Annotated in this window: 15 protein-coding genes; 3 read left to right on the forward strand and 12 right to left on the reverse strand. The window is 54.0% G+C overall.

Annotated features, from left to right (window positions below):
* The 7 genes from rpiB to malQ form a co-directional block, all read right to left on the reverse strand.
* Positions 1 to 465, reverse strand: coding sequence for a ribose 5-phosphate isomerase B (gene rpiB / locus HX448_RS04095; protein WP_102330500.1), 465 nt, complete (start codon positions 463 to 465; stop codon positions 1 to 3).
* Positions 458 to 2473, reverse strand: coding sequence for a transketolase (gene tkt / locus HX448_RS04100; protein ID WP_102330499.1), 2016 nt, complete (start codon positions 2471 to 2473; stop codon positions 458 to 460). The genes rpiB and tkt overlap by 8 nt, the downstream gene beginning before the upstream one ends.
* Positions 2474 to 2564: 91 nt before the next feature.
* The gene (locus HX448_RS04105) at positions 2565 to 3215 is read right to left on the reverse strand and encodes an SLOG cluster 4 domain-containing protein (protein ID WP_102330498.1); all 651 of its coding nucleotides are present in this window, start codon (positions 3213 to 3215) and stop codon (positions 2565 to 2567) included.
* A gap of 103 nt (positions 3216 to 3318) precedes the next feature.
* Entirely contained in the window at positions 3319 to 4356 is a 1038-nt protein-coding gene (locus HX448_RS04110) for a response regulator (RefSeq protein ID WP_102330497.1), read from the reverse strand.
* Position 4357: 1 nt separating this feature from the next.
* On the reverse strand, positions 4358 to 4762 hold the full coding sequence (locus HX448_RS04115; protein ID WP_102330496.1) for a response regulator: 405 nt from the start codon (positions 4760 to 4762) through the stop codon (positions 4358 to 4360).
* Between the two features lie 87 nt (positions 4763 to 4849).
* A complete protein-coding gene (locus HX448_RS04120) occupies positions 4850 to 7261 on the reverse strand; it encodes a DUF3536 domain-containing protein (protein WP_102330495.1) in 2412 nt (803 codons plus the stop codon).
* Positions 7254 to 9431, reverse strand: a complete 2178-nt coding sequence (gene malQ / locus HX448_RS04125) for a 4-alpha-glucanotransferase (RefSeq protein WP_102330494.1) — start codon at positions 9429 to 9431, stop codon at positions 7254 to 7256. Before malQ ends, HX448_RS04120 begins: the two co-directional genes overlap by 8 nt.
* Positions 9432 to 9551: 120 nt before the next feature.
* On the opposite strand from malQ, the gene glgP reads away from it, so the two are divergent.
* Positions 9552 to 11690, forward strand: a complete 2139-nt coding sequence (gene glgP, locus HX448_RS04130; protein WP_102330493.1) for an alpha-glucan family phosphorylase — start codon at positions 9552 to 9554, stop codon at positions 11688 to 11690.
* A gap of 22 nt (positions 11691 to 11712) precedes the next feature.
* Here the strand turns inward: glgP and HX448_RS04135 are convergent, their stop codons facing one another.
* A complete protein-coding gene (locus HX448_RS04135; RefSeq protein WP_102330492.1) occupies positions 11713 to 12789 on the reverse strand; it encodes a glycosyltransferase in 1077 nt (358 codons plus the stop codon).
* Between the two features lie 70 nt (positions 12790 to 12859).
* Between HX448_RS04135 and HX448_RS04140 the strand changes: the two genes are divergently transcribed.
* Together HX448_RS04140 and HX448_RS04145 are read left to right on the forward strand one after the other, a co-directional pair.
* A complete protein-coding gene (locus HX448_RS04140; RefSeq protein WP_190259840.1) occupies positions 12860 to 13582 on the forward strand; it encodes a Crp/Fnr family transcriptional regulator in 723 nt (240 codons plus the stop codon).
* 53 nt (positions 13583 to 13635) lie between these two features.
* Positions 13636 to 13851 (forward strand): RNA polymerase alpha/RpoL/Rpb11 family protein, encoded by a 216-nt coding sequence (locus tag HX448_RS04145; RefSeq protein ID WP_162485879.1) that lies wholly within the window; start codon positions 13636 to 13638, stop codon positions 13849 to 13851.
* Positions 13852 to 13906: 55 nt separating this feature from the next.
* On the opposite strand, the gene HX448_RS04150 is transcribed toward HX448_RS04145, so the two are convergent.
* From HX448_RS04150 to HX448_RS04165, 4 genes are all read right to left on the reverse strand, one after another.
* Positions 13907 to 14794, reverse strand: coding sequence for a YihY/virulence factor BrkB family protein (locus tag HX448_RS04150; RefSeq protein ID WP_102330490.1), 888 nt, complete (start codon positions 14792 to 14794; stop codon positions 13907 to 13909).
* Positions 14769 to 15893, reverse strand: coding sequence for an AI-2E family transporter (locus tag HX448_RS04155; protein WP_102330489.1), 1125 nt, complete (start codon positions 15891 to 15893; stop codon positions 14769 to 14771). Before HX448_RS04155 ends, HX448_RS04150 begins: the two co-directional genes overlap by 26 nt.
* A gap of 74 nt (positions 15894 to 15967) precedes the next feature.
* The gene (locus HX448_RS04160; protein ID WP_102330488.1) at positions 15968 to 16201 is read right to left on the reverse strand and encodes a YtxH domain-containing protein; all 234 of its coding nucleotides are present in this window, start codon (positions 16199 to 16201) and stop codon (positions 15968 to 15970) included.
* Between the two features lie 3 nt (positions 16202 to 16204).
* Positions 16205 to 16489, reverse strand: coding sequence for a hypothetical protein (locus HX448_RS04165; RefSeq protein ID WP_102330487.1), 285 nt, complete (start codon positions 16487 to 16489; stop codon positions 16205 to 16207).
* Positions 16490 to 16638 lie beyond the last annotated feature (149 nt).

Raw genomic sequence — 16638 nt, forward strand, 5'->3', positions numbered from 1 at the left:
CTAGAGATTCCTCAAGGCGGAACGCTCGATCTCGATTATCTTTTCCAGGCGCCGGCGGTAACGGGGCTCATCGCGAAAAGAGGCGCACAAGAAAGCTCGCGAGATTTCCAGAGCAAGCGACAACCCCAAAACCCTGGCTCCCAGACACAGCACGTTCATGTTGTCGTCCTCGACCGCCTGACGGGCTGAATACGTGTCATGGCAGACTGAAGCCCGGATGCCGGGTATCTTGTTTGCCGCGATGCAAGCTCCGGCGCCCGAGCCACAGATGAGTATTCCTCTCCTGGTGTTACCTGAGTTGATTTCCCTTGCGACCTTTTCGGCGTAGTCCGGATAATCGTCATCCTGGAGGAATTCGTGCGCGCCGAGGTCGATGACCTTGTGTCCATCACCCTGAAGCAAAGGCACGAGCATTTGCTTCAACGCAAAGCCACCGTGGTCGGCGGCGATAACGACGTTAGGCATCGGATTGTCCTGACAGTTTTAATGCTGCTTCAACAACGTCAGCAGCGGTAAACCCCATTTGCTCCATTACCACGTTGCCAGGCGCCGAGGCGCCGTAGTGGTCCAAGCCGATGATAACGCCGCGGCACCCGGCGTAACGTTCCCATCCGATAGACCGCCCTGCCTCTATGGTCACCCGGCGCCAAGTTTGGGGAGGCAGCACTTCAAGTTTGTATTCTTCAGATTGGGCTTCGAAAACCTCCCATGACGGGAGCGACACGACCCGAGAAGAAATCCCCATCTCTTTGAGTTTCTTGCCCGCCTCCAGAGCCGGATGAACCTCTGAACCAGTTCCGATGATTATCACTGTTGGTTTGGCGTCGGCTTGCCAAAGGATATAGCCTCCCCGGCGCGTTAGGCTGGCGTTGCTCATGCCGGAGCGGTCGATAGGCGGCAATTTTTGGCGGGTGAGCACTAGCGCTGTCGGACCGTTGTGACGCTCGATTGCCATTTCCCAGGAAACCGCGGTTTCGGCGGCGTCCGCCGGGCGCAGCGTCACCAGGTTGGGAACCGATCTGAGTCCGAGCGCCTGTTCGACCGGTTGATGCGTCGGCCCGTCTTCTCCCAGTCCGATCGAATCGTGAGTGTAAATGAAAATGACCCGTAACTCCTGGAGGGCTGCCAGGCGGACGGAGGGGCGCATGTAGTCATAAAACGCGAGAAATGTCGCGGCATAAGGAATGATCCCGCCGTGCAGCGCAATGCCATTGGAAATGGCGCCCATGGCATGCTCGCGAACGCCAAACTGGAGGTTCCGGCCGGACCGGTTTTCGGCCCCGAAAAGGGTATCGAAATCGAGGACCGTCTTTGTGGAGGGAGCCAAGTCCCCGGAACCACCGATGAGGTTTTCAACCTTTTTGCCGATGACGTTCATTACCTTGCCGGAAGCCTCGCGGGTTGCCAGGGGCTTATCCGTGGATTTGAACATTGCCTCGATGCCCTCATTCCATCCTTCAGGCAATTTGCCATCAATGAAAGACTTAAACTTTGCCGCTTCCTCCGGATAGACGGCTCTGTACGCGTCGAAGCTACTTTGCCATTGTGCCTGCCTCGATTTTCCGGCATCGACAGCGGACATGTTTCGCCTAACTTCTTCAGGAATGAAAAACGACTCGGTGTAAGGCCAGCCAAGGTTTTTCTTGGCGGCGGCCAATTCGGCTTCGCCCAGTGCTTCACCGTGGGCGGCACCCGAGTTGGCTTTAGTCGGGGCCCCATACCCGATGACAGTCCGACAGATAATGAGTTTCGGTTTTTCTATCTCTGCATGGGCTTCAGCCAATGCGGCTTCAACCTCGTTGATTTCCATGCCGTTGATCGGGCCGATAACGTGCCAGCCGTAAGCCCGGAAGCGAGCGCCGACATCTTCGCTGAAATAATTGGAGGTATTGCCCTCGATGGTGATGTTGTTATCGTCGTAAAGATAAATGATCTTACCCAGCTTGAGCGTACCGGCCAGGGAAGCCGCCTCGGCAGAGACTCCCTCCATTAAATCGCCGTCGGAACAAATGGCATAGGTGCGGTGGTCGACAATAGCACCATCGGGCTTATTGAACTGGGCGGCCAGCCAACTCTCGGCGATAGCCATGCCGATGCCGTTGGCGAAACCCTGTCCCAGCGGACCTGTTGTCGCTTCCACACCGGGTGTCAGACCATGCTCCGGGTGCCCCGGCGTTTTCGAATCCCATTGCCGGAACTGTTTGATTTCATCCATGGAAAGGTCGTAACCGGTAAGATGGAGAAGTGAATAGAGAAGGGCTGAGGCGTGTCCGGCGGAGAGAATGAACCGATCCCGGTCGCACCATTCAGGATCTGAGGGATTGTGCTTGAGATACTTTTGCCATAGGACGTAGGCCATGACCGCGGCGCCCATGGGCGCTCCCGGGTGTCCCGAGACCGCTTTTTGCACCATGTCAGCGGAAAGGAAACGTATGGTGTTTATCGACAACTGGTCCAGGGAACTGTTATTCATGATTTTCCTTTACGGTTGATCGATATTTATGGAGCCCGAAAAAATTATAACGCCAACGAACTAAACACGGTAACCCAAACCAGCCTGGGGGCTAGTCGGGGTTGGGAGTGCCGTCCGGATTGTGCAGTTCCATGAGACGGGTGTACTGGGGTAGCAGGGTTTCCTTATAAAGGTCTTCCAGTTTGGTGAGCAGGTTCTCAGGATCGGTGTCGTAAGTCACGATAGCGCCGGTGTTTTTGTTTATCATCCGGATGATATCCGACAGATGATCGGTGATGCCGCCGGTGCCTTTAAGAATACCGATGATCTTGCCTTCATCGAAGGCAATGGAGAATTCGCCGAGAGTCCCCGAACGGCCGCCGGCAAAGATGACGACATCGCACGACCGGATGTTTTCAATCTCGCGGCCCATGAGACCGCTGCCGGTGAACACAATGGCCCGGTAGCCCCTGGTGGGGGACAGGTATTTGGTGACATGTTCTTCGAGGTTAAGCGCCGGCGAGACGCCGACCACGATGCCGTCAGATTCAAACGCGCCGAGAACCGTTTCATGGGGCATGCCTGGCGCCGCCCCGGTAATCAGGACGTAACCGCGCCGTGCGATGCAGCGCCCCAACTCCCGCAGCTTTGCTTTGATTTCCTCGGCGATGAAACCGCCCGCGGAACCCATAATACCGACTGTCATGACCGGGAAAGGATATTTATGAGCGTCCAGGGTAACGGCGCAGCTTTTCGTTTCCATAAAACCTCAACGAGCAAGTGAGAGTATTTTACAGAAATCTGGAAGAACAAGCCAACGAACCGTCATTTCGAAGCCCAACGCCCGGTCTCAGGTCAGCTGAGAACTATTCGGTCAGCTTTACAGCTTCGGTGATAACTTGCCGGGCCTTTTTGAAGGCGTTAACCACTGCTGGATCGAACTGACTTCCGGCGCAACGCTCGATTTCACAAGTCGCGAAATCCACTGTCATAGCGGTGCGATAAGGCCTGGCTGAGGTCATGGCATCGAAGGTGTCGGCCAATGCCAGAATGCGGGCGCCCAGCGGTATGCCTTCCCCTACCAGCCTGTCCGGGTAGCCTTGCCCGTCCCAGCGTTCATGGTGATTGCGGACCATGGCGAGGACGGCTTCGTCTTCGACAACCGGCTGCAGGATACGTTCCCCGACGGCCGGATGGCGTTCCATTTCAGCCCGCTCCTCGGGGTCGAGAGCGCCTGGTTTGTGCAAGATGGTGCTATCGATGCCGATCTTACCGATATCGTGGACCTTGCCCGCCAGCCGGAGACGCTCCATTTCGGCCTGGGGCAGCTCCAGTTCGATGCCGATACCGACGGCTATCTCTGAAACGCGCTCGGAGTGGCCCGCGGTGTAACCGTCCTTAGCGTCAAGGGCGTAGGCCAGGGAAGTGATGGCATTAAAAAACGAAGACCGGATTTTTTGAGCCTGGTATTCCACTTTGGTTTCAAGGTCGTGGCGATATTCGCGATTTTCCAGTTGAAGGCGGCGTTTATCCAGGGCGCGCCAGATAGAGAACAAGACCTCATCGAGTTTGAACGGTTTTGTCAGGTAGTCATAGGCGCCCTGTTTCATGCATTCGATCGCTGTTGCAGTTTCGGTCACGGCCGTGGCAATGATCATGGCTGTATCCGGATACAGGTTCTTCACATCGCCTAGCAGTTCCATGCCGGTCCTGCCGGGCATTTTCATATCTGAAACGATCAGGGCAATATCCGCATTGCGTTTAAGAACGTCAAGGGCTTCATCGGCACTGCCGGCTTCGAGACAGGCGTAGCCCTCGATGGCCAGCTTCTGGTGCAACAGTCGCCTTACTATCGGTTCGTCATCGACCACCAGTACAGTCTCTTTGGCTTTGGTGCTTTCCATCCTACAAACCCGCAACAGCTTTTTGAATTTTTTCTAATAGTTCTGCCGGGGCGAAAGGCTTGGGCAGGGTGATGCGCCCAGTTCCGGCCAGGAATCTGGCAGTCTCTCCGGAAGCTACGTCTCCAGTCGTGAAAATGACGCCTTTTGACAGGGGCGAATCGTGTTCGAGAATCCAGGAATAAAGCTGTTCACCGTTCATGTTCGGTGTCCTGACGTCTATCAGACACAGGTTGAATTTTTCGACAGACAATTGCCGGATGGCCTCTTTACCATCTGCCGCCAGGGCGACGTGGAAACCTCTGGGTGTAAGCACCCGCAGGCATACTTGAGCAATCGCGGGCTCGTCTTCAACCACCAGAACTTTTATCGCCGGGTTTTGGTTTTCGAGAATGAGCGGTTGTTCCAACTATCCTGCTCTATTAAGATTCGTATTAAAATAACACAAGATGACATAATAGGCAACAATCCCGAATAAGAATATAGTACTGTTCACCTAATCAATTTTTATCTGCAACAACCTGCCTAGCGTTCCGAAGGATGTTAGCCAGTCTTTGAAGGCCGGTTTGTCCTTGCGCCCGATGTAGATGTTTTGGAAAATGGCGAAATAAAGGTTTTGGACTCGCCACAGGTTGGGGAATAATACAAAATCGTTAAACAACTCGAGCAATCCGATGGCTCTGGTCATTTCCTCCGGATCATCGGGAGCATCGATAAGCGCCAGTAAAATGTTCTCCAGCTGCCCTGACAGGTAATACGAAACAGTCTCGCGTTCCGGTGAAATGCCCCACAACTTCATTTCATTCAACAGGGCTTCGATAGTCTCAAGGTCGGGGACGTCGGCCTGGAGGGCATTTTTAAGGTCCATTCTGAGCACGAATTCCGCCGATGTTATGAACTGGGGCGGAGCTGTTTGTCCCAGAGAGTGCAGGAAGCGCATTGTTTCACGATGCCTTGAATAGATCGTCCGGTAGGCGGTTTCCGCTTCTTTCAAGGTGCCTGCAATGATACCGTCGACGATAATCGTGCGCTCATCTCCGAAAAGATGGCGTAAATCGAAAATGTGTCCGCCGAACCGGTTGTCCAGGAATTCACGGCAACCGGCGCAGTCTGTCGGGACGGCGAACGATTTCAATTCGGATAGCAAATCAGCATAAACTTCAGGTGATTTGTATGGTTCCAAACCGACGGCAACCTGGTGGTCTCCCCAGAGCATGGCCCCAAAAATGAACCGTTGTGTCTCCAGGGTCACCGTTGAAGATATCTCTATGTCTCCGGACGAGATGCGCTGCCTGTCATCCCCAAATTGTTTTAGATCATTGATGGTCGCCGAAAAAGTGTAAAGTCCGGGTTCAGACAGTGATCCCTTGAATAACGTACTGATGGCAACATTCGCCGCCGCATCCTTGAGATCGCAGATCAGAGGCCGGACCTCCCGTTCAAAAATATCCCAACCGCTTCCGATAGACCGGTCATTGCTCTGGGCGGTCTCCAAGATATTCAAAAACTTTTTTTCAGGGGTTTTAGAAAACAGCTGATTTGCCAGTTGTAAGACTCGACCGGCTTGCTTCATCACCAGTATCGATTCAAGGCCGCCGATGTCGTCGAAAAACCAACCGCAGCTGGTGTAAATAGCCATCAGGTGTCGCTGGAGTTCCATCAATCTCAGGACCCGCACTTTTTCAGAGGATGATAGTTCCTTCAAGCTGTATTGCTTCAAAAAAGCATCGACCACGCCCGGGTTTCGATCAGCGATAACCTCTTGATAGGCATTCCGAGCCGCCCACGGGTCGGCCAGGAACTGCCCGGCATCCTTTTCAAACATGGGGTTCAGGCTGTCCCGAAGCAGGTCCATGGCTTTTCTTAAAGGCTCGCGCCAATGCTGATTCCAGTCCGGGTGGAACCCCGTTGAACAGCAGCAACCGCTTCGCCACCGCTCCACACCGTGTTCGCAACTCCACGACGAGTTTTCGATAATTTCCACTTCTGCGGCAGGAGGATGATTTTCGAGGTATTCGGCCATATTGGTGATTTTAATGCCAAGTCCGCTTAGCTTATCGAAGGCATAAGCCAGAGCCATTTCGCCGAAACGGCGGTGGTGGCCATATGTTTCGCCATCGGTGGCGATGGTGATCAGGGCGGGAACTGAACCTTTACCGTAGGCTTCCAGGATACGGTTGGCAAGCAGATCGCCGTTTTGGAGCAACGATCCGAAGGCTACACCTTTGGATAACTCGGGGTGATAGAAGAAAATCGACATTGAACGCCCCGACGGCATACGGCAAATATAAGGCTGGTTGGTGTCGATAACGCCCCTGGCAGGATGCCATGAGCCCCGCGGGTCTTTCACCCGGGAAGCTTGATGCGGAGCGAGCACGGTGAACTTGATACCATGGCTTGACATAATATCCAGGGTTTCAAGATCCACCGCCGTTTCCGGGAGCCACATGCCTTCCGGTTGCCGCCCGAAACGGCGCCTAAAGTCGGAGACGCCCCAGATGACCTGGGTCTCCTTATCGGGGCGGCTAGCCAGAGGCATGATAATGTGGTTATAAGCCTGCGCAAGGGCTGAACCGTGACCCGAATATTCGGGGGCGTTCTCACGGTCAGAATCTGTGATTGCCGTGTAAACTTCCGGGTGATTGGCTTCAAGCCACGTTAAGAGCGTAGGCCCGAAATTGAAGGAGAACCTCGAATAATTGTTCACGATCGAAACAATCTGATTCGATCCGTCGAGGATCCGGGCTGCAAGGTTGACCGCATAACACTCGTCGGTAACGCGTTCGTTCCAGTCATGGTATGGAGCCGCCGATTTTTCTGTCTCCACGGCTTCCAGCCAGGGATTTTCCCGAGGCGGTTGATAGAAATGACCGTGGACGCATAGGTACCTGGCAGGTGAATCAACCAATGTCAATACCTGCCTTCAGCGTCCCAAGTCTTCGAGACATCATATCCGGGACATTACTTCGTTTTCTCAAAGCGTCGATTTCTCTCAAGAATGACTCGACTTGCGGATCAACTTCGAGTCGTTCCAAGGACAACGGCGTCCGGCGCCGCCAGTTAGGATGTTGGGCGCACGTACCAGGAATGTTCTGGGCCTTCGTCGAACCACCCAGGTCATCAACGTTGATCAACATAAACTCGACATCGCTCGAAGCCATCACGCGGCAGATGGCTTTGTAAACCTCCATCGGCGAGTGATTTTGAGAAGGAATCAAATTTCGTTGATAAAGGCAATGGGACAGGATTTCTTTACCAACAACTCGCCGTCCGGCTTCGATCTTGGCTCTTTCATCACTGAGAACACCGCACTCCCGTCGCTCCGAGATATCCGTCATTTGCCAGAAGCTGGCGAATGGGTGCATATCGTGAGTGTTGACGGCCGCGACCGCACTGACGGGTATGGTGTCGAGGCAGTTGTCATTGCCAGCCAACATCTCATACTGGGCGATATAACTTCGTTTGAGATTGTGGCGCTGCATTGACCGCCGCACTATGCTTGGCACGAGCCCGAGATCTTCACCAACAATCACTGCATTTGCCCTCAGTGCCTCCAGGCAGAGGATAGCATACATCTCTTCGGCCGCATAACGAACGTAGACGCCCTCTTTGGCGCCGGTCCCCTCGGGGATCCAATAGAGGCGGTGCAGGCTCATGACGTGATCCAGCCTCAACATGCCCGCCACCCTGAGGTGATGCCGAACGACGTCTATGAAGTAACGGTATCCGGTCTCTCTCTGACGTTCCGGATGGGGAGGGGGAAAACCCCAGTCCTGACCACCCGGGAAAGCGGCGTCGGGCGGCGCGCCGACGCTTGAGCCAAAGGCAAATATCCCCTGGTTTTTCCAGACGTCATAGCCCTCCGGATTGCACCCCAGCGGCAGGTCAAGGTAAAGAGTTTGTCCATTCTGCTTCGATGTATCCGCGACATCGCGGATTTGCTCCCATGCTATAAATTGGGCGTATAAGTGGTAATGCTCTATCGTGGGATCGATCGCCCAGGCGTCCAGAGAACCATCCCGGATCTCATCCGGCCACTCCCACCAGGAACTTTTATGCTTTTCGGAGACCGCACGGAACCGGGCGTATTCTTCGATCTCGGGGCACTCCTGGAGGAATTGCGTGAACAATTCGCGTCTTGATTCCGATTGGGGTCTTTTGAAAAAACACTCGGCTAAAATCTCAAGGACGCTACGTTTCAAATCAGCCAGCCGGGCATAGTCCACCATGGTTTCGCCCCGCTGTTCTGCAAGCGCATTCCGGAATTCATCTGTGTCCACGAAGGCCTGAGCCTCTGGGCAATGAACCAATTCAGGCACAGCAGCGACATCGATGAAAAATTCGTTCCAGAACAGGCGGCTGGCGGGAGAGTAGGGACTAAGATTGAAATGTTCTCTGTATAAGGCAGGCAACAGCGGGAGCGTCGCGGTGAAGCCGCTGCCAAGCAGGGTGCTCCACCTGGCTAATTTGTTAAAATCGGAATAGTCGCCCGCGCCCCAATTGTTTTTTGAGTGAAGGGCGTAAACCGGGCAGAAAAGCCCCCACTTCCGACGTTTTCCAGAGTATTCAGGCGCTTTTCGCGGCGCGGAGATTATGGTCGCCGAAACCGTTTCCTCCGGCAGAATAAGGGATAGACGGTGATAACCGAAGGGCAAGCGCTGCCTCAAAGGAAGGCTCAAAAAATGGAAGGTATTCTCGGTTTTGTCTTTTGTCTGCATCTCGAATCGAGAAAGCTCAGTCCAACTAAACCTTCGGATTTGAGCGTTTTCCAATTCCAGCACCAGCCCGACGGTTGCGGGTAAAGGGTGGTGCAGCCGGATCCGCAGGATCGGCAGCCTGCCTTCCCACGCTAATATAACTGGTTCGATGATTCTCCGGGACCTTTTTGATTTAAGCTCGTTGAGCGCGCTGGCAAAATTCGTTTCTCCCGCTACGGGAATTCCCAAAGCACCCACAACCGCCAGCAAGGTTTGGGTAGAGGCGTTCCGGACCCGGCCGCCCATGTCCCGATAAGACACCTGGACACCGCAAGCCCTGGCCAGTTCTTTGAGCTTGTTATCTTGCCGGCCTTTTCTCAATAAGCTTCCCCCGTTTAACTGTCATGCCAGAATGATTATAACTGCTGGAAAGCTTGACTTGCCATCTGGTGGCACGGATAATGGAAAAAGAGCTGCCGATATCTTCCCTCGAGGTAATATATGGATAAGGTTCAATTAGCGTCCCGCCTGCCGGGACGCTTATCACGTCTAGCGGATCTCTCGGCCAACCTATGGTGGAGTTGGACCATTCAAGCTAGAGAGCTTTTTGAATCTATTGACGGACGGCTCTGGCGTTCGTCCGGGCACAACCCCGTACGGCTCCTCATCGAGGTTGAAACAAGGCGCCTCGAAAGCCTGGCGGTAGATGAAGAATTTCTCAACAAATTCGATTCGGTCATGAAACTCTACGATAGGCGTATGTCAGACGGAGACAACTGGTTGACAAAGACCTACCCGGGGATTTTCAACAATCCGGTGGCCTACTTTTCGATGGAGTTTGCCGTCCATAACTCCTTGCCTATGTACGCTGGAGGCCTGGGGGTACTCGCCGGCGATATTTGCAAAGAAGCATCGGATCTCGGCCTCCCGTTTGTAGGGGTGGGTTTCATGTACCCCGAGGGTTATTTCCATCAGCGAATCAGCGAAGACGGCTGGCAAATCGAACATTACCGGCAACTCGATTTCGATTTAGCACCGATCTCCAGGGTCACCCGGTCGGACGGTAGTCGTTTCCTGCTCAGTTTACTCGTTGGAAACAAGAACGTGTTTCTGACCGCCTGGGAGGTCAAGGTAGGTCGGGGGGTGTTGTACCTGCTTGATACTAATGTTCCGGAGAACGAACCGGGTGACCGGGAACTATCAGCCAGGCTCTACAGCGCCGGCAGAGAGATCCGCTTGCAACAGGAATACCTGCTCGGCATCGGCGGTGTAAGACTGTTGCGAACCCTCGGAATAACCCCGGTCGCCTGGCATTGTAATGAAGGCCATACTTCGTTCCTGCTGCTCGAATTATTGAGGGAACATTTGACCGCCGGAGACAATCTCGAATCCGCCATCGGTAAGGTACGTGATCAAGCGGTGTTTACCACCCACACTCCGGTCCCCGCGGGACATGACACCTTTGACCCTGCCCTGATCGATAGGTATTTTTGCTGTTATTGGGAAAGCCTCAAAATCGAACGGGACCAGTTTATGGCACTAGGCCAAGCCAGCAGAGAAGAGCACTTCAACATGACGGTTCTGGGTCTCAAACTGTCCCGCCGCGCCAACGCGGTCAGCCGTCTCCACGGTGAAGTGTCCCGGCGGATGTGGCGGCGGTTGTACGGTGCGACGCCCGAATCCGCGGTACCCATCGGCCATATAACCAATGGCATTCACGTTCCGACCTGGGAAACGCCACCGATGACCAAGGCGTTTGAGAAGTATATCGGTGAAGACTGGTATGAACATCGTCACGAGATTGGTTTTCGCGATTTGCTTAACAAAGTCCCGGACGAGGTTTTGTGGCAGGTGCACCAGTTCAGGAAACAGCGTCTCATTCATTTGATTACCGAACGCTCCAGGCAGGAATGGAGCAATGCCGAAGTATCCAGCCGTAGATTGGTTGCTCTTGGCGCCCTGATGGACCCGGACGTCCTGACCATAGGTTTCGTCAGGCGCTTTGTGGAGTACAAACGGCCGTCGCTCCTCTTCCGGGACGTCGAGAGGTTAAAAAAGATTGTCCGCAATTGGCAGCGGCCGGTACAGTTCATATTCGCCGGAAAATCCCACCCCGCCGATTTCATGGCCAAGGAATTGATCCACCGCGTATACACGCAAGCGACAGACCGGGAGTTCGAAGGCAGGGTGTGCTTTATTGAAGATTACGACCTGCACCTGGCCAGATACCTGGTTTCCGGAGTGGATGTTTGGCTCAACAATCCGCGCAGGTTGCTGGAAGCCAGCGGGACGTCGGGGATGAAAGCCGGTATCAATGGCGTACCGAACGCGAGCATTCTGGACGGATGGTGGCAGGAAGGGTACAACCGGAAGGACGGCTGGGCCATCGGCAGCGAGGAAAAGCCGGACAACCCGGTCGACGAAGATACCCGTGATGCGGCGGAGCTTTACCAGTTACTGGAAGAACAGATTGTGCCGATGTACTACGATCGGGACGTCGGTGACATTCCCAGACGGTGGTTGAAGGTGTCGCGAGAGGCTATTGCTTCGACCGTCTGGGAATTCTCCGCCAGCAGGATGATGGTCGAATATGTTGAGCAGATGTATTTGCCTATCGCCCGGTCGGCGCTTAAAAAATAAACGAGGCAGCAATGTCGGGGCTTTAACGCCAGGTCCAGGCGCTGTTGACCATGAAGTTCCAACCGAAGCCGACGACGATGCCTATTGCCGCCGAGATGATGTAAAATAGCCCGAAAACCTGGGTTAGCAAGGCCAGAATCCCGATATAAATGATAAAACCGCCAAGGCTGGTGACGTTGAACCTCAAAAGACGGCCCAGGAAGGTGCCTTCCGGCCGTTTGCGATCGCCAAAGGTGAAACGGTCGTTCAGTAAAAAATTCCAGACCACCGACACTTCGAAAGCGATTGCCCCAGCCACCAGGTAATAAAGACCGGCCCATTCCTTGAGAATGGCCAGCAGCCCCAGGTTGACCAGGGTTCCGCTCCCGCCGACAGCCACAAATTTTACTATGCGGTTTAACTCCCCGGTCCGCCGCATGAGTGAGAGAAGGTGCCTCAGATAATCGGTCTGGGTGATCATAGAGAGTTTGGTAACCCCAGCGCGGCGGTTCTCGAAAATAAACGGCACCTCGACCGTCGTCCTGGGGCAACCCAGGCAGATGACCTCGAGCAGGATCTTGTAACCTACCGGGCTAAGGGCGACTTCTGAGATGACGTCCTTTCTTAGCATGAAATAGCCGCTCATTGGGTCTTTAATGCCTCGGGTCGAGGGTAGAAGCACGTGAGACATCAGAACCGCGCCCCTTGAGATCACCCTGCGGGTAGCAGACCAGTTGCCGACGCTGCCGCCTGGGACGTACCTGCTGGCAACGGCCAGGTCGGCACCGCCTTCGATGGCTCTGACTAATCTGGGTAAAACTTCAGGCGGGTGTTGAAGGTCGGCATCCATCACCGCCACAATATCGCCGCCGGCCAGTTTGAAGCCGTCGACGACGGCTGAGGCCAGCCCGCGCTTGTCCTTCCTGACCACAACGCTAACCGGGTATTTTTCAGCCAGTCCGCGGGCCACTTCCGCCGTCCCGTCGGGGCTGTTATCATCGATAACGAGAACATCGTACGGGTAATCACCCAGGGCGGAATGGATCTTTTCCAACAGAGAAGGAATATTGGCCGCTTCTTTATAACTGGGAATGACGATGGTCAGGTGCGGTTTAGTCATGACTCTTAATGCTAACCGAGTAACCTCTAAAGCGTCAAGTGAACAGGATGGGCTTCCGGGGGAGAGGCTGTTGCCACGTGAGGGCGCGCCACTTATAATCTGGACTATGGCTGAACCGTTAGTCCCTGAATTGAGCGTTCTGAACAAGCAGGAACTGATAAGACACAGTCCCTATTTCAAGGGGTTATCCCCCAAAGAATTTTCTGTGATCGAGGGGATGGCGCTGGAAGAACGTTTTGAACGGGACGCTATGGTAGTGTCGGAAGGGGATTTGAGCCGCAAGGTTTATCTGGTAGCCTCGGGAGCGGTGAAAATTTTCGGGACTTCAGCAGAAGGTAAGGAACAAATCCTCGCCATCGCCCGCCCAGGCGACAGCTTCAACGATGTCGCTGCTTTTGACGGCGGCGAGGCTCAGGCCACTGCTCAAGCGCTCACGCCATTGATTGTTTTTGCAATCAACGGCAGGGTACTTCTCGAACAGGCTTGCCAGCTTGGCCCGCTGGCGGCGAACATCATTGGGGCTTTGGGGGTAAAGGTCCGCCAGCTTGGCGACCTGGTCGCCGATCTATCGTTCCGTCCCGTATCCGGCCGATTAGCCCGGATATTGGTGACCCAGGTTGATCTGCCCAACACGCCATACCTGACCCAGCGGGACCTGGCAGCCATGGCGGGGACGGCCCGTGAAGTGGTGGCGCGCGCCCTGAAGGGGATGGAGGACGACGGCTTGATCAAAGTCGAACGACACAGGATCGAGATTGTAAACAGGCGGGAACTCGAAAAGATCGCCCTATGATATAAGTTACATCGCGAATTTACCATCTAAAGGTATGATGGTATCAACACACCATGATCAATATCGAAATCAATCAAAAACTATGCGGTCACTGCCACCTCTGCGTCGCGTCTTGCCACAATGGCGGACTGGCACTCGAGAACGGGATTATCGTCGCCGATTCTTCTGCTGATTGCCGAGATTGCCGGACGTGTGAGTCGATCTGTGAACGAAATGCAATAAGCTGGTACTATGAGATCGTACTTAAAAATCCCGAGCCAGCCGATTGACTATCGGAACGCAGGTGAAAAGACCGCAGGACCGAAATACCTGCGGTCTTTTCTTTTATAGGGGTTTATCGGCATCTAATTTCAGAGTGCCTTCCCGCCATCGGCGCAACTCTCCGTTGAAAGAGCTGCCCGCTAGCATGATAAATGCGGAAAGGTAAATCCAGACCATCAGGGCTATAGCCGAACCGATGGTGCCGTAAATTATGTTGTACCTGTTGAATTGGACGACGAACAAGATGAAGCTTATCCGGATAATTTCGAACAGCACGGTTGCTACGAGCGCCCCAGGCCAGATATGCCGCCATTTGCTTCGGACGGCTGGCAGATAGGTGTACAACACGATAAAGACGAAAAAGGTTATGACCGAACCTACGGCGATCAATATGAAACTGGCTGATGTACCGAAGAACGGAATATCGACTTCGGGGATCAGGCTGAAAGCCGTGGGCAAAACACCGGAGAGTAGAAACAGAAAACCAGCCGCTAGAGCGAATACTATATCTCTCGGTTTGCGCAGATAAAATGGGGTCCGGTCGCAAACGCCGCAACTCCTGTTGAGCGCCACGCCCATGGAGGTGAACATATTCGAGCTGGTCCAGATCAAGGCTAGGATGCTGAAAATGCCCACAGCGCCGCGGGCGGCGATGATGCTCTGGATGTTTTCGGAGACGACATCTGGTGAGATAGGCAGATTTTGCTGGATGAAGCGGATGATTGCCTGTTGGACCGACTCCGAGGGAAGAAACAAACCTGCCAGGGAGATAAAACCGAGAAGCAACGGGAAAAGCGACAGGACAGCGAAGTAGGCTACCCCGGCGGCGAGATGTGATGCGTCGTTGCGGCCGAGTTCTTCAATCGTGCCCACGGAAACTCTGACAGCGACAAAAGACAATATCCTGTCTTTGAGACGGTTGATACTACTTTTCAAAGATAGCGGGGTCATGGTGTCTTAAAGGCAGATGGTCTTCGAATCTGGCAGCGTCTTCGGTGTATTGAAAAATCCGGATTATGGTAGCGGTCAGAGGAATGGCCAGGATGATGCCCCAGAGCCCGGCAAAATAGGCCCCCAGGATCAGCAGCACCAGGGAAAGGGCTGGATGAATGCGCTGAGCGTCACCCTGGATGCGCGGCACCAGCAGATTGTTTTCCAGCAACTGAACCACAAGAAACAGTCCGATGACCCAGAAAATGAGCTCCGGATATGTTGCCAGGATCAGGACCGCGGCAAAGAAACCACTTATCCAGGGACCGATAGTGGGCACCGCCTCAAAAAATCCCGCCAGAAGGCCAAGGAAAAGTGCCAGGGGAAAATTTACCCCCATGATTAATAGGGCAATGAAGGTTACGCCTCCGACGATACTGCCCAGTACCAACTCGGCTCGGAGGTAGCGCCCAAGCACTCGCCCGACGATGCCCAGGATGTTTCGAGTGTGGATCGAGGCCGCCGCAGGTAGTTCCTTGTAGATTCCGTCGCGGATCTTTTCCCAGTCCTTTAACAAGTAAAAGACGAATACAGGCATGATGGCAAAACCGAAGATGAAGCCGATCGTCGCCGGAACCAGGGAAATGCTTCGTTGGAACGTGTTTTTGACGGCGTCGCTGACGCTGGTGGAAGCTCCAGCGACGATGTCGTCGATGCGCGCCCTGATTTCGGGTGAAAGGTGTTCTCTCAAGCCGTTCAGCCAATTGGACAAATGGCTGGTCACGGAGTTGATGATGTCCCCAGCATTGGCGAATAGCTGCGAAACCGTGTTAGCGGTGAGCGCCACAGTATAGGTCACCACGATGACCAAAAAGATAGCGATGAAAATGAAAAGAATCAGGACGATGATCGCGCGTTTTTGCTTTTGCAGCCAGGTTGGAAACAGAGTGTATTTTTCCAGCCATAGCACCACCGGTCGAAGGATATAAGCGATGAGCAACCCGATCATAAATGGCAGGAGAACGCTTCTTAGCTTATAGACCACAACGGAAAAGACGATTAAACAAACAAAAAAAACAACGGACCGCCAGTGCCGGCTAAGAATATGGCGTATTTGCACCGTCTATTCCTTTTCCTATTCAGGCGGGTTGATGTAGAGCGCCCAGATCTGAGAGGGCGGTGGATGACTGAAAATCAGGTTTCGCCGTGGGGCAGCCGCGACTCGAGATTGCGCTTGGCCGAAGCGGCTCCCTCGCGGACATTTTCTGCAAATTCCTCGGCCCGCTCGCTGAGTTCGACAGCTTTCTCTTTTAGCATCGAACGAGTTGCCGACCCGGTCTGCGGCGCATAAAGCAGGCCGATGCCGACTCCCACCGCGACACCAAGGAGGAGTCCCAGAGCAAAATTACCGGACGAATCATTAGACATACTTTACTCCTTCCTTCGGAAGAGACCGCCCAGACCCGCTTTTAGTCCATGGAAAATCGCGGCGATCTCGATGACGGGTTTAATAAGTTCCTTTGAAGCCACCTCGGTGAAGCTTTCAACATTGCAGGCAGCTTTTTGAATGGAGTCCATGACATGTTTCGACCGGTCATAGATTTCATTGGTTTTCCGGTATATGGAAATGACCAGGACGAGCACCACCAGACCGATCAGGATGGCGACAACGCCGCCGATCACAATTACCAGATCGCGCCACCATCCAATATCCATCAAATGCCTCCGTTCGTTCGGAGAATTTTATCCCGCTGCGCCGTGGCCTTGACGCCTGCCGGTCAAGTTCAAGCGTTCGCAATTTGATGATAACACGCGGTATAGGCAGGTGCAAGTGATGTAATACAATAAATTTGGGACGTCCGGGT

This window comes from Dehalogenimonas etheniformans (assembly GCF_014672715.2).
Taxonomy (GTDB): Bacteria; Chloroflexota; Dehalococcoidia; order Dehalococcoidales; family Dehalococcoidaceae; genus Dehalogenimonas; species Dehalogenimonas etheniformans.

What these genes read in the sequence shown, in the direction of transcription:
- rpiB (WP_102330500.1), bottom strand. Translation starts at nt 465, where the DNA reads ATGCCTAACGTCGTTATCGCCGCCGACCACGGTGGCTTTGCGTTGAAG.
- tkt (WP_102330499.1), bottom strand. Translation starts at nt 2,473, where the DNA reads ATGAATAACAGTTCCCTGGACCAGTTGTCGATAAACACCATACGTTTC.
- HX448_RS04105 (WP_102330498.1), bottom strand. Translation starts at nt 3,215, where the DNA reads ATGGAAACGAAAAGCTGCGCCGTTACCCTGGACGCTCATAAATATCCT.
- HX448_RS04110 (WP_102330497.1), bottom strand. Translation starts at nt 4,356, where the DNA reads ATGGAAAGCACCAAAGCCAAAGAGACTGTACTGGTGGTCGATGACGAA.
- glgP (WP_102330493.1), top strand. Translation starts at nt 9,552, where the DNA reads ATGGATAAGGTTCAATTAGCGTCCCGCCTGCCGGGACGCTTATCACGT.
- HX448_RS04135 (WP_102330492.1), bottom strand. Translation starts at nt 12,789, where the DNA reads ATGACTAAACCGCACCTGACCATCGTCATTCCCAGTTATAAAGAAGCG.
- HX448_RS04145 (WP_162485879.1), top strand. Translation starts at nt 13,636, where the DNA reads ATGATCAATATCGAAATCAATCAAAAACTATGCGGTCACTGCCACCTC.
- HX448_RS04150 (WP_102330490.1), bottom strand. Translation starts at nt 14,794, where the DNA reads ATGACCCCGCTATCTTTGAAAAGTAGTATCAACCGTCTCAAAGACAGG.
- HX448_RS04160 (WP_102330488.1), bottom strand. Translation starts at nt 16,201, where the DNA reads ATGTCTAATGATTCGTCCGGTAATTTTGCTCTGGGACTCCTCCTTGGT.
- HX448_RS04165 (WP_102330487.1), bottom strand. Translation starts at nt 16,489, where the DNA reads ATGGATATTGGATGGTGGCGCGATCTGGTAATTGTGATCGGCGGCGTT.